This window comes from Pseudomonas alvandae, from assembly GCF_019141525.1.
GTDB classification, from domain to species: domain Bacteria; phylum Pseudomonadota; class Gammaproteobacteria; order Pseudomonadales; family Pseudomonadaceae; genus Aquipseudomonas; species Aquipseudomonas alvandae.
On sequence record NZ_CP077080.1, the window covers coordinates 474,193 to 488,332 of the forward strand.

Consider the following 14,140-nt stretch of genomic DNA (forward strand, 5'->3'; position numbering starts at 1 on the left):
AGAAAGGCAGAGGCCTGCTTCGCAGGCCAGCGGGAGCAAGCTCCCTCGCCACGGGGACCGGGTGGGATGGGAAATCGCTACCGCGACCAAGCGCTCCCACAGTTCTATTGAATCCCATCAATTAAACGCAATATAAAAATACCCCACCCCCGGATCCCGTCCCATCGGCGGTACCCGTGATACGAACACCCCTTCGAGCCTGCCCAATTCCGGTACTTCCAGCGCGCAGAGCCCATCGACGAAGTCGGTGCTTTCCAGGCTGTTGAATTCGACGCTGAACGGCATGCGTTCGCTGCTGGGCATTTTCGCCCGGGGTGCTTCTTCCAGGGTTTCGATCCGTACGGGCAGGCAACTGCCGTCGGGCAAGGTCAGGTGGCTGGTCTGGCCGAGCAGTGGTTGGAAATGGCGACTATGAACGTGTTGCAGCATATCGATGCTCCCAAAAGCCGGAAGACCGAGGCCTTCCGGCGGGTGGTCAGTTGCGGGATGGGAAATAGCCTTGCAGCGCGATGCTGAAGTTGATTGCCAGGTACGGGTTCATGATTGCCATCGGCGTGCTGCCGCCAGTAGGGGCGACCGTGCCACTGACCACCGTGGTCACGCCTTGCAATGGCACCGGCGAAGCACCCTGCTGATCGGAATAGATCGCCGCCGAGCCTGGCCCGGTGCCCGAGGTGCCAATGAACGAGTTGGTGGCCGTCGGCGTGTTTACCGGGTTGCTGGCCGGGTTCGCCAGTTGCAGCGTGGTGGCAGCGGTAATGCCCGTGAGTGCATGGGTATGGTTGGGCAGGTTGTTCAGCGTTGCGCTGACATTCTCCGTGCCGGAAACCTCGCCAATCACCCGTGGAGTCAGCCCCAGCCCGTTGCCCTGGCCCAAGGGCAAGCGCCCCTGCAAGTTAGGCAGCATGAAGGTCGTCTGCCCGTTGCCGCCGTACGTTACGCCGATCAGCGCGAACAGGGTCTGATACTGGGAAAGGGCGAGTGTTTGCCCGTTGCACAGGGCCCAGTCCCTGGGTGCAAAGTTAAAGGCGAATGACTGGATAGTGCCGATGAATACTTCCATAGATTCCTCGTCCCTCGGGTTATGGGTCTTGCAATGCCTGGCACGTGAAGGACAAGAGTGCGATCAGCCCGACTCCTTCATCCCCTGGCCTGGTCACGCACGGCTGAGCGTAGACGGGGATGCCTGATTTTGCCGGACGGATCGAATGAAAAAACCGGCTCGGCTGGCTTAATCGATTCACGTCTCGAATGCCTCGATACCGTCCATCTTTTTTACAGGGGTTGATGCGTTTGATATCAAAACACCACTAGGCGAAGTTTTTTTCCTCGGCTACGCTTCGGCTACAAAGGACTACAAACAAGGTGAATGGATTGCCGCAGTTTCACTTTATCTCCGGTCTACCGCGCTCTGGCTCGACCCTGCTTTCTGCGATTCTGTTGCAGAACCCGCGCTTTCACGCCGGCATGACCAGCCCCGTCGGTACGCTGTTCAGCAGTGTCTTGCAGCAATGCAGCGCGGGCAGCGAGTTCGGATCGGTGATCGACACCGACCTGCGGCGGCGCCTGCTGCGCGGCCTCTTCGATTCCTACTACGCCGACAAATCCGATAAACCGGTCATCTTCGACACCAACCGCCAATGGTGCGCGCGCCTGCCTGCCCTGCAGGACCTGTTTCCCCAAGCCAAGACCATCGCCTGCGTGCGCAACGTCGCCTGGATCCTCGACAGCCTGGAGCGGCTCTACCGCGCCAACCCTTTCGAAAATACCAAGCTGTTCAACGACGATGACGAGCGCAACACCGTCTACAGCCGTTGCGAAACGCTGGCCCAGCGCAACCGCCTGGTGGGGTTCGCCTGGACTGCGTTGAAAGAAGCCTATTACGGTGAAAATGCCGAATCGCTGCTGATCGTCGATTACGATCTGTTGAGCCAGGCGCCCGAGCGCGTCATGCGGTTGGTCTACGAATTCATCGGCGAGCCGTGGTTCGAGCACGACTTCAATCATTTGACCTACGACGCCCCGGCCTTCGATCAGGCCTTGGGTGTTGCCGGCCTGCACAAGGTCAAGCCAAAGGTTGCACCGCAAGCCCGACGGACGCTGCTGCCGCCGGATCTGTTCGATAAATATGCCGAATTGTCGTTCTGGCGCGATGGCACGGCCAGTGCCGCCAATGTCATTCGCATGAAAGCCGACGCCGCGATCAGTTGATCGCGGTTTTTATCATTTGCGTTTAAGAAAGTTCGAGTCCGGGTGATCGTCATGTGGTGGAGCAAAGGCAAATCGCGGGTAACCGAGGGCGCACAGGCCCTGGCATCGCCAATGATCATGTCGCTGGAGCCGCGAATGCTCTTCGACGGCGCGGTGGCCGCGACCGTGGCCGATGCCGCGCAGCCGGATGCACACCCGACCGCCGACGCCGCGAAGACGCCAACGGCGGACCAGCCTTCCGACAGCCATGCGCCCCAGGGTCAGACCGATGCCACCGAGGCGGCCGTCCCGGGCAAGTCCGTGGTGTTCGTCGACTCCCGCGTGAAGGACTCCGCCCAGTTGTTGCAAGGCGTGGCGCCGGGTACCGAGGTGGTGCAGCTCGATGGCACCAAGGACGGCTTGCAGCAGATCGCCGATTACCTGGACACCCACCAGGGCGTCAGTTCGGTACAGATCATTGCCCACGGTAACGCCGGTGATCTGTGGCTGGGCAACAGCTACCTGTCGGCCGACAACGTCCAGGCGCGCAGCGAAGTGCTGGCGCAGATCGGCAAGGACATGAACGCTGGCGGCGACATCCTGATCTATGGCTGCTATACGGCCGAAGGCGACCGCGGCATGAGCCTGGTCAACTCGCTGGCGCAGCTCACCGGCCGGGACGTGGCCGCTTCCGACGACCGCACCGGCCTGGGCGGCGACTGGAACCTGGAAATCGCCACCGGCAACATCGAAAGCGCCAACGTGCTGTCGGCCAATGCCATGAGCGACTACCAGTGGGGCCTGGCCACCTGGACCGCCACCAACAACCTCAACAGCGGCGTGGGTTCCCTGCGTGCAGCCCTGTTGTCCGCGCAGAACGGTGACATCGTCACGTTCAACACCAGCATGACCGTCGCCCTGACCCAGGTGCTGGTGGTCGATAAGAACATCACCATCGATGGCGACCTCAATAACGACAACGTCGCCGACGTGACCCTCGACGGCCAGAACCGCACCCAGATCATGCAAGTGACGTCCGGCACCACGGCCACCCTCGATGGCCTGGTGATCACCCGGGGCATGGTGGCAGGCAACGGTGGTAATGGCGGCGACGATGCGCTGGTGTCCCAGGGCGGCGGCATCTACAACGCCGGCACCTTGACCCTGCGCAACGTTACGGTCACCGCGAACGCCGCTTCAGGCGGCGGTGGCGGTGGCGGTGTGACGCCGCAGTACGCCGGTGGCGGTGGCGGTGGCGGTGGTGCGGTCGGTAGCGGTATCGGCGGCAAGGGCGGCGACACGCTCAACTCCACAGGTTCCAATGGCTCGGCCGGGCAGGGCGGCGCGGGCGGCGGCTTCTTCAACATTGGCGGGCGTGGCGGTTCCACCACGGGTGGCGCGGGCGGTGCGGCCTATCCGGGCTACAGCACCGGTTCGGCCGGCGGTACGGCCAGCAGCGGTGGCTTGTCCATCGGCGGTGGCGGCGGTGGTGACGGGTATGACAACTTCGGCGGCGACGGCGGCGGTGCGGTCGGTGGTATCTACAACGACACCGGCGCGACCCTGCGGATCATTGGTAACTCGGTCATTTCCAACAACGTCGGCGCGGGTGGTGGCGGTGGCGGCGGTGGCGCCGGCGGTAGCTATCTCCAGGCGGGCGGTGCGGGCGGCGTCGGTGTCGGCGCCATCTGGAACAAAGGTTCGATCCTGATCACCGCCGCGAACTTCGCCGCCCTGGCCGGCAACGTCGGCGGCAGTGGCGTAGGCGGGACAAGTGCAGGTACCGCAGGGGTTTCACCGGCGTCAGTGGCCAACGTCTACGGCGATGGCGGCACCATCAATACCAACTATGTGCCGGACGAGACGCCGCCCACCGCGACCGTCGTGGTGGCCGACACCAACCTGAACTCCGGTGGTACGTCGACGGTGACCATCACCTTCTCCGAAGCCGTGACCGGCCTCACCGCGGCGGACCTGACGGTGCAGAACGGCACCGTTGGCACCTTGACCACCAGCAACGGCGGCATCACTTGGACCGGCACGTTGACCGCAGCCAGCGACATCGCCGACACCACCAATATCATCACCCTGAACAACACCGGTGTGGCTGACCTGGCCGGTAACGCCGGGGTGGGCACTACCGACTCGAATAACTACATCGTCAACGACACCGTGGCGCCGACGGCGTCCATCGTGGTGAGCGACACGGCCCTCAGGATTGGCGAGACCTCGACGGTGACCATCACCTTCTCCGAGGCCGTTTCCGGCTTCACCACGGCCGACATGACGGTGGCCAACGGTACGCTCAGCGGCCTGAGCACCAGCGACGGCGGCATCACCTGGACCGCCACCCTGACACCGGATACGGCTATCACCGATACCTCCAATCTCATTGTCCTGAACAATACGGGCGTGGCGGACCTCAATGGCAACGCCGGCGTGGGGACGACCAACTCCAACAACTACGCCATCGACACGCAACGTCCGACCGCCACCATCGTGGTCGCCGATACGGCGTTGAGTGCGGGCGAAACCTCGGTGGTGACCATCACCTTCAGCGAGGCCGTGAGTGGGTTCACCGCGGCGGACCTGACCGTTGCCAATGGCAGCGTGACCGGGCTGAGCACCAGTGACGGCGGCATCACGTGGACCGCGACGCTGACCCCGAGCGCCAGCACCAGCGACACCAGCAACCTCATCACTTTGGACAACACCGGCATTGCCGACCTGGCCGGCAACGCCGGCAGCGGCACCACCGACTCGAACAACTACGCCATCGACACCCAGCGTCCGACTGCGTCCATCGTGGTGGCCGATACGGCGCTGAGCGTCGGTGAAACGTCCCTGGTCACAATTACCTTCAGCGAGCCCGTCACGGGCTTCACCCTGGCCGACATGACCGTCGCCAACGGCAGCTTGAGCGGGCTGAGCAGCAGCGACGGCGGCATCACCTGGACCGCAACGCTCACCCCGAGTGCCAGCATCAGCGACGCCACCAACCTGATCATCCTGGCCAATACCGGCGTGGCGGACGCAGCGGGCAATGCCGGCAGCGGTACCACCAGCTCCAACAACTACGCCGTCGATACCCAGCGTCCCACGGCCAGTATTGTCGTGAGCGATACCTCGCTGAGCGTCGGCGAAACCTCTCTGGTGACCATCACTTTCAACGAAGCGGTAACAGGCTTTACCACCGCTGACCTGACGGTCGCCAACGGTACGGTCACCGGCCTGAGCAGCGGCGACGGCGGCATCACCTGGACCGGGACGCTGACGCCAAGCGCCAGCATCAGCGACACCAGCAACCTCATCACCCTGGATAATACCGGCGTGACCGACGCGGTGGGCAATGCGGGCAGCGGCACCACCGACTCCAACAACTACGCCATCGACACCGCGCGCCCGACTGCAACCATCGTTGTCGCCGACACGGCTGTCGGCGCCGGCGAAACCTCAGTGGTGACGATTACCTTCAACGAGGCGGTAACCGGTTTCACCCTGGCGGACCTGAGCGTCACCAACGGCAGCCTCAGCGGGCTGAGCACCAGCGACAACATCACCTACACCGCGACGTTCACGCCGTCGGCAGGCGTCACCGACACCACGAACCTGATCACCCTCAACAACACCGGCGTGGTGGATGGCGCGGGCAACACCGGCAGTGGCACCACCGACTCCAACAATTATGCCGTCGACACCCAACGTCCAACTGCGACCATCGTGATCGCCGACACCGCGCTGAGCGTGGGCGAAACCTCCCTGGTGACCATCACCTTCTCCGAAGCGGTCGGCGGTTTCGACAATTCAGACCTGAGCGTGGCCAACGGCACATTGAGTGCGGTCAGCAGCAGCGATGGCGGCATTACCTGGACCGCCACCTTCACCCCTGCCCTCGGCGTCAGCGATACGTCCAACGTCATTACCTTGAATAACACCGGCATCACTGACGGGGCGGGCAATACCGGCACCGGTACCACCAATTCCAACAACTACCAGGTCGATACCAACGTGCCGACGGCGACCATCGTTGTCGCCGACAGCACCTTGGGCATTGGCGAAACGACGATCGTGACCGTGACGTTCAACTCGGCGGTCAGTGGCTTCGACAATTCGGACCTGACCGTCAGCAACGGTACCTTGGGCACCATGAGCAGCACCGACGGCGGCGTCACCTGGACCGCCACGTTCACGCCGAGCGTGAGCATTTCCGATACCAGCAACGTGATCACCCTGGACAATACCGGCCTGATCAACGGCGCGGGCAACGCCGGTGTCGGCACTACCGACTCCAACAACTACGTGGTGGATACGGTGCGTCCGACCGCGACCATTGTCGTGGCCGACACCGCCATCGCGGCCGGCGAAACTTCCCTGGTGACCATCACGTTCAGCGAGGCCGTGACAGCGTTCACTACCGGCGACCTGACCGTCGCCAACGGAACGATCTCCGGGCTGAGCAGCAGCGACGGCGGGATCACCTGGACCGCGACCTTCACGCCCACCAACGGCGTCAACGACAGCAGCAATGTGATTTCGCTCAACAGCGGCGGCATCATCGATCTGGCGGGCAACGGCAACGTCGGCACAACCGATTCCAACAATTACGCCCTCGATACCCAGCGTCCGACTGCCACCATCGTGCTCAGTGATTCATCACTGAGACCGGGCGAAACGGCGCAAGTGACCATCACCTTCAGCGAGGCGGTGAGCGGTTTCAGCAACGATGACCTGAGTGTTGCCAACGGCACCTTGAGCGCCGTGAGCAGCAGTGATGGCGGCCTGACCTGGACCGCCACGTTTACCCCGTCCCTGGGCGTGAGCGACACCACCAACCTGATCATTCTCGACAACACCGGGGTGAGCGATGCGGCGGGCAACACCGGAACCGGTACCACTGATTCGGCCAACTATGCGGTCGAGACTCGCGTACCGACCGCCACTGTCGTCGTCGCCGACACCGCGCTGAGCGTGGGCGAAACGTCGCAGGTGACGATCACCTTCTCCGAAGCGGTCAGCGGCTTCGACAACAGCGACCTGACCGTCAGCAACGGGACGCTGAGCAATGTGTCGTCCACCGATGGCGGCGTCACCTGGACGGCAACGTTCACGCCGACGAGCAATGTCACCGACACCAGCAACCTGATCAGCCTGGACACCAGCGGTGTCACCAACGTGTCGGGCAACAGCGGTGTCGGCGTGGTCGACTCCAACAACTACGCAATCGACACCGTGCGCCCGGGCGCGACCATCGTGGTGGCCGATACCTCGCTGGGCATCGGCCAGACCACCACCGTGACCATCAGCTTCACCGAGGCGGTGTCCGGTTTCGACCTGTCGGACCTCAGTGTCGCCAATGGCGTGCTGTCCAACCTCGCCAGCAGCGACGGCGGCCTGACCTGGACGGCGACCCTGACGCCAACGGTGGGCGTCAACGACGCCACCAACCTGATCCTGCTCGATGCCAGCAACGTGCAGGACAGTGCCGGCAACGCCGGCGTGGGCATCGCCATCTCCGCCAACTATGCCCTCGATGCGACCCGGCCGACCGCGACCATCGTGGTCGCCAACCCGACCTTGGGCGTGGGCCAGACGACCCAGGTGACCTTCACCTTCAGCGAGGCGGTGACGGACTTCGACCTCTCGGACCTGAGCGTCACCAACGGCGAACTGAGCAACCTGACCAGCAGCGACGGCGGCAAGACCTGGACGGCGACCTTTACGCCCACGGTGAACCTCACCGATCCAAGCAATTTCATTGCCCTGGACACCGGTAACGTCAGCGACCTGTCGGGCAATGCTGGATCAAGCGTGGCGGTGTCCAACAACTACGCGATCGACACCGTGGTGCCCAACGATGTGAAGCCACCACCGGACTTCCTGACATCGGACCCAGTAACGGTCATCCCGCCGTCCGAGGTGCCGTTGCAGCCGATCGTCTTCACGCCGCCGACTGGCAACCTGGGCTCGCCGCTGGGCTTCCCGCCGCTGTTCGAGCAGCGCGATGTCGGTGGCCTCGATCCTATCGGCAGCATCTTCATCAACCGGGGCGAGCTGGCGCCCAGCTATATCGCCCAGGTGTTCAGCAGCGACGCCGCCGGGGATGGTTCGGGCCAGGGGTTCCTGGGCTTTGGTGGTGGCGATGGCGGGGTGTTTGGCAGCAGCACGATTTCCAGCCTGTTCAACCAGGACGCCAGTTCCGATGGCGAATCGCTGGATGCGTTCGACAACCAGTCGATCAAGGGGGGCGATGCGTCCCAGGGCGTGCGCGGGGTATTCGGCGCACCGACCTTGGGCCAGCAATTGCAGCAACTCAAAGACACAGAGCAACGTCAGGTGGACAGCTTGGCAATGGCTTTGAAACAGGCCGGCACCCGCCAAGTGCAGGCCTGAGAAATTCCCATAAGAAAATACGGCAGCCAGGGGCAATCCAGGGATGAATAGAAGTCAGAAGTTATTCGGTATGAGTCTGCTGGCGTTGGTGGTCAGCGGTTGTGCGGTCACCAGCGAGCCGATCGATCGCAGCGTCAGCGAACAGCGCGCCCGCACCGACCTGCAGAATATGTACAAGGACCAGGAACCCCTCAGTGGACCACTGACCTTGCACCAGGCGATGGCCCGCGCGGTGAAGTACAACCTTGAAGGCCGCTTGAAAATCATGGAAGAAGCCCTGGCCAAGCGCCAACTCGACCTGGCCAGTTTCGACATGCTGCCGCGCATGGCCCTGGATGCAGGTTATGTGGGGCGCAATAACGTCAACGCCTCCAGCAGCCAGAGCGTGGAAACCGGCACGCAGTCCCTGGAGCCGTCCACTTCTCAAGATCGTGACCGTGAGGTGGCGGACCTGACCATGGTCTGGAATGTCCTCGATTTCGGCGTCAGTTACATCAGCGCCAAGCAGGCCGGTGACCAGCGGCTGATCGTGCAGGAGCGCCGGCGCAAGGTGATCAACACGATCGTCCAGGACGTGCGTTCGGCCTACTGGCGAGCCATGGCCGCCGAGCGTCTGCTCAAGCAGATCGACAGCCTGATGGCGCGGGTCGAGACGGCACGTGGCAACAGCCAGAGCATGAGCGAGCAGCGCATCGGTGATCCGGTGCAGGCTTTGGGGTACCAGCGTTCGCTGATCCAGGCCACCCGCCAGTTGGAAGAACAGCGCCGGGCCTTGTCCCTGGCCAAGACCGAACTGGCGACCTTGATCAACCTGCCACTGGGCACTGAGCTGACCCTGGCGACCCAGGATGAATATGCGATTCCGGAACTCAAGGTCGACCTGGCCCGCCTCGAACAGGAAGCCCTGGCTAGCCGGCCTGAATTGCGTGAGCAGGATTACCAGACCCGCATCACCGCCGCCGAAACCCGCAAGGCCATGTTGCGCCTGCTGCCAGGCCTGGAGTTCTCGGCCGGCGGACATTACGACAGCAACTCGTTCCTGGTCGAACAGGGCTGGGCCGACTATGGCGTGAAAGTCACCTGGAACCTCTTCAATGTCATCTCTGCTCCGGCGGCGATCGACGTGGCCAAGGCCGGCGAAGAAGTCGCGGCGGCGCGGCGCCAGGCCATGTCGATTGCGGTGCTGGCGCAGCTGTACGTCGCCAACGCGAACTACCGTGAAGCGCTGCGCCAGTTCAAGACCAGCCAGCAACTGTCGGACATCGACGGACAGATCGTCGGTCAATTGCGCAGCCGTCATCAGGCCGCAGGCATTGGGGAATTGGACCTGATCCAGGGCGAGTTGAACACCTTGCAGGCCGACCTGCGCCGTGACCTGGCCTACGCCGACCTGCGCAACGCCTATGGGCAGATCTTTGCCAGCGCCGGCCTCGACCCGCTGCCAAACGAAGTGCAATCGACCGAGGTGCAGTCGATTGCCACTGCGCTGGCTAACCGCGAAGCGGCCTGGGCCCAAGGGGACATCGCGGTGGCAACGCCGCCGGTGGCGCAATAACGGAGTGCTGGGATGACGCTTGCGGCGTTTTCCCGGCTGCCCGTCACGGCAAACCTGCCGCTGCTGTTGCAGGCGTTGGCCGCCGTCGAAGAGGATCGTTGGCAAGGCCACTTCAATACTGCCTATCACAGTGGTGATTGGAGTGGCGTGGCGCTGATTTCGGCGGCCGATGCCTTGACCGAACTGTCGCCCGGACACGGCAGGCCGTTGCCTCGTGCGCCCTGGCTGGAGGATGAGCGCTGGCGACAGGCGTTGCGCGATTGGCCCTTGGAAATTGTCTCGGCTCGACTGCTACGGTTGGGGCCTGGCGGACGCATCCACGAACATCGCGACTATGACCTGGGCGGGCCTGATGCCGACTTGCGCCTGCACGTTCCGCTGCTTAGTCCGCCTGACGTGGATTTCTGGCTGGACGGGCAGGTCATTCCGATGAAAGCGGGTGAATGCTGGTTCCTTGACCTGGCGCGTCCGCATCGCGTGGCTAATCGAAGTGATCAGCCGCGGGTTCACTTGGTGCTCGATTGCCGTCCCGGACCGTGGTTGGAACAGCAGATTGTCGACGGGCTGACCTCCACGCCCATTGCCGGCATCAAGCAAAGTGACTTGGCCTGCTTTCAGCGGCGCGTGGAGGCTGATCCGCATCTTGCCCGGACGTTGCAAGGCCTGCAGGACCTGGACGCGTTCATCGAATCAGCCCTGGCGCTGGGGGCGGAGCAGGGGTTTCATTTCACCCGGGAAGAACTGTGCGCCGCCATGCGCACCGGTCGCCGACAATGGAGCGACCAGTGGAAGACCTGAACCTGGAGGGCTGGTTGCCGATCCGCCTATGGCAAGAGGTGGGGCAGTGGCGGGTCGATTGGTGCTGGTTCGGTGACCAACGACTGTCACAGCCGTTCTTCAGCGATGCCGTCGAGCAAGCCCTGCGCTTGCCGTTCAACCAAGCGTTCCGCCGCCAGACGCCGCTGGACGCTCTCGGTCAGTGGCAACGTCAGAGCCCGGGACTCGAGCCCGGTGCGTTCATTTTCCATGCCTCCCGATGCGGCTCGACATTGATCAGCCAGATGCTCGCCCGATTGGACGACCACATCGTTATCTCCGAGCCGCCGCCCCTGGACGCACTGCTGCGCAGTGACCTGCCGACCGCCGAACGGTGCGTGGCGCTCAAGGGCTTGATGTCCGCCTACGGGCAGCGCCGCCGAGGCGTGGAACAGCGGTTGGTCATCAAGCTCGACGCCTGGAACATCGGTGAGCTGGCGTTGCTGCGCGAGTGTTTTCCCGATACGCCTTGGCTGTTCCTGTACCGCGCGCCCCTGGAAATCGCGGTTTCCCATATCCGCCGTCCCGGCATGCACATGGTGCCGGGGTTGATCGGGGCAAGCGTGCTGGACGACGGAACTCCGTTTGATGGCCAGGAGGATTATGTTGCGCGGCGATTGGGACGGCTGTTGCAGGTGGGACTGGAGCACTGCCGGGCGTTTGCCGGAACGGCGGTCAATTACGACGAATTACCCGAGGCGATGGCCGGCAGGCTGGGCGGTTTGTTCCGATTGGACACCGAACAACGCGGGCAAGTCTTCTCGGCGGTCAGCCAGCATGCCAAGCAGCCGGCGCAGGCGTTTGCGGGCGACAGCGAGGACAAGCGCCGAGAAGCGTCGCCCCTGTTGCGCGATCGGGTAGAACGTTGGGCACAAGCGCCTTACCAATCGCTGGAGTCGCTGAGAATGGTCGAAGCCAAGACAAAGGGCTCGGTGTCCACGCCAAAGGACTAGACTTCGAGGGAAGCGTCCCAGCCATCCGACCCTGCTCAGGAGCCCCCATGGAAACCCCGGTCCATACCCTTCCCGCCTTGTTCAAACAGCTCGGCCTGCCCGACGACGCCGTCAGCATTGACCAGTTCATCGCCAGCCATTCGCCGCTCAAACCGGATCTGCATCTGGCCGACGCCTTCTTCTGGAGCGAGGGCCAACGGCAATTGCTGCGCGACGAAATTCTTGAAGATGCCGACTGGGCAGTGGTGGTGGATCAGCTCGACGTGCTGCTGCGCAAGGGCCGTAGCGATTGAAGCGAATGTGTGACCTGTGGGAGCGGGCTTGCTCGCGAATGGGTTGTATCAGCCAACGCACCCGTTAACTGACTGACCGCATTCGCGAGCAAGCCCGCTCCCACAGCTCTTGATATTCTTTTGCGCTATTAATAAATAGCTTCTTATTCCTTAAATAATATAACTCTCCTCCTTATACTCGTCCGGGAACAGACACGCAGGAGAGCAACCCATGCGCAACGAATCGATTCGCTACCTGATTGTGCCGGGCTGGCAAGGATCGCCGGAAAATCATTGGCAAACCCACTGGCAGAACAGCCTGCCCAACAGCACCCGGGTCGAGCAGGCCGATTGGTTGACGCCCCGGCGAGAGGATTGGGTGGCCGCGTTGGCAGAAGCTGTCGCTGCTGATAGCACACCGGTGATCCTCATCGCCCACAGCCTGGGCTGCATCACGGTGGCCCATTGGGCCGCTACCGCGCCGGTGCAATTGCTGCGACAGGTTCGCGGTGCTTTGTTGGTCGCGCCGGCAGATGTGGAGCGGCCGGCCTGCGCTCCGGCGTTGCGCAATTTCGCACCGATCCCGACCACGTTGCTGCCGTTTCCCAGCCAAGTGGTCAGCTCCGACAACGATGCGGCGGTCAGTGCCCCTCGCGCCTTGGAGCTGGCCCGCAACTGGGGCGCCGAGGCGGGGATCCTGGCCGGGGCGGGACATATTAATGTGACGTCCGGCCACCAGCGTTGGGAGCAGGGATTCGCTTATCTCTATCGTCTGCAAAACCGCATGGAGCATCACGCCCTGCGTCGCGCCTGAACTTTTAACGCCCTCCGTCTCCCGGCGGCCTGGGGCGGGAGCCTGCCATGAGTTTGCATGAAACCTTTGGTCAGCCCTTGCTGACCTTTCCCGATGCGGAAAAAAGCCCCCTGAGCATACGCGCCAAGGCGCTGGTGTTTGTCGACCCGCGTTCGCGGCAACTGCGCGAGGAACTGGAGCAATTGGCGTCACGCTCGGTTTCGGTATTGATTCGCGGTGAAACCGGCACCGGCAAGGAATTGCTGGCCCGGCATATCCATCGCGAGAGTAATCGCGGCGGGTTGTTCGTCTCGGTCAATTGCGGCGCCATCAGCCCGACCTACGCCGATGCCGAATTGTTCGGCTATGCCGCCGGCAGCCATAGCGGTTCGGCCAGCAGCCGGGCGGGGTGGTTTGGTTCGGCCAACGGCGGCACGCTTTATTTGGATGAAATCGGCGACCTGCCGCTGCCGATCCAGGTCAAGTTACTGGCGGCGCTGGAGAACCACGAAGTCACCCGTGTTGGCGCGCATCAGCCCAACCCGGTGGATGTACGCTTGGTCGCGGCAACCAGCATCGACCTGGCGCAAGCGGTGGCGGCCGGGAAATTCCACGATCGGCTCTATCACTACCTGAGCGAGGGCCAACTCGAGTTACCGGCCTTGCGCGAGAGGGTGGGCGACATTTTGTCCCTGGCCGAATATTTTCTGGGCATCTACGGCCAGCGCCTTGGGTTCACCGTGCCGTTGATCAGCGAAGCGGCGCAGCATGCGCTGGAACAGCACAATTGGCAGGGCAATACCCGTGAGTTGGAAAACGTCATTCATTTTGCGTTGTTGGTGAGTGCCGGTGATGAGATTTTGCCGCAGCACCTGAACCTGCCTTCCCAGCCATCGACGCTGGAATCGATTGAGCGGCAGGTGGCGCAGGTCATCGCTCGGGGTTCGGAAGCCGAGCGTAAATCGCTCAAGGCGCTGCTCGATCAATGGGGCCAAACACTATAGCTCGGGACCCGCTCAACTGTGGTGAGGGAGCTTGCTCCCGCTGGGCCGCGCAGCGGACCCAAGATTTTTTGCGGTCGCTGCGCAACCGAGCGGGAGCAAGCTCCCTCGCCACAAGAGCGGCGTTTTTCCTATATGAGTAAAATGAATATGAACTTGAATAAAAGATA

General features: G+C 62.9%; 10 protein-coding genes. 8 read left to right on the forward strand and 2 right to left on the reverse strand.

All coding sequences use genetic code 11. From position 1 onward, the window contains the following. Positions 1-117: 117 nt before the first annotated feature. Entirely contained in the window at positions 118-429 is a 312-nt protein-coding gene (locus KSS97_RS02065) for a DUF6916 family protein (RefSeq protein WP_030137989.1), read from the reverse strand. 46 nt (positions 430-475) lie between these two features. Beyond that, positions 476-1,063 carry a phage tail protein gene (locus KSS97_RS02070; RefSeq protein ID WP_217860937.1) on the reverse strand — a complete coding sequence of 196 codons (588 nt, stop codon included), beginning with the start codon at positions 1,061-1,063 and terminating at the stop codon, positions 476-478. Between the two features lie 302 nt (positions 1,064-1,365). On the opposite strand from KSS97_RS02070, the gene KSS97_RS02075 reads away from it, so the two are divergent. The 8 genes from KSS97_RS02075 to KSS97_RS02110 all read left to right on the forward strand — a co-directional run bounded on the left by KSS97_RS02075 (position 1,366) and on the right by KSS97_RS02110 (position 13,973). Then, entirely contained in the window at positions 1,366-2,211 is an 846-nt protein-coding gene (locus KSS97_RS02075; RefSeq protein WP_030137987.1) for a sulfotransferase family protein, read from the forward strand. A gap of 51 nt (positions 2,212-2,262) precedes the next feature. After that, a complete protein-coding gene (locus tag KSS97_RS02080; RefSeq protein WP_217860938.1) occupies positions 2,263-8,580 on the forward strand; it encodes an Ig-like domain-containing protein in 6,318 nt (2,105 codons plus the stop codon). 43 nt (positions 8,581-8,623) lie between these two features. Further along, positions 8,624-10,135, forward strand: a complete 1,512-nt coding sequence (locus tag KSS97_RS02085) for a TolC family protein (RefSeq protein ID WP_181290289.1) — start codon at positions 8,624-8,626, stop codon at positions 10,133-10,135. A 12-nt stretch (positions 10,136-10,147) separates the two neighbouring features. Next, a complete protein-coding gene (locus KSS97_RS02090; RefSeq protein WP_217860939.1) occupies positions 10,148-10,933 on the forward strand; it encodes an aspartyl/asparaginyl beta-hydroxylase domain-containing protein in 786 nt (261 codons plus the stop codon). Continuing rightward, complete coding sequence (locus KSS97_RS02095) at positions 10,921-11,904, forward strand: sulfotransferase family protein (protein WP_217860940.1); 984 nt, start codon at positions 10,921-10,923, stop codon at positions 11,902-11,904. The genes KSS97_RS02090 and KSS97_RS02095 overlap by 13 nt, the downstream gene beginning before the upstream one ends. A 47-nt stretch (positions 11,905-11,951) precedes the next feature. Next, on the forward strand, positions 11,952-12,197 hold the full coding sequence (locus tag KSS97_RS02100) for a DUF2789 domain-containing protein (protein ID WP_181290286.1): 246 nt from the start codon (positions 11,952-11,954) through the stop codon (positions 12,195-12,197). A 211-nt stretch (positions 12,198-12,408) separates the two neighbouring features. Beyond that, positions 12,409-12,990: an alpha/beta hydrolase gene (locus tag KSS97_RS02105; protein ID WP_217860941.1), complete on the forward strand. Its 582-nt coding sequence runs from the start codon at positions 12,409-12,411 to the stop codon at positions 12,988-12,990. Between the two features lie 47 nt (positions 12,991-13,037). After that, on the forward strand, positions 13,038-13,973 hold the full coding sequence (locus tag KSS97_RS02110) for a sigma 54-interacting transcriptional regulator (protein ID WP_217860942.1): 936 nt from the start codon (positions 13,038-13,040) through the stop codon (positions 13,971-13,973). The last annotated feature ends 167 nt before the right edge of the window (positions 13,974-14,140 follow it).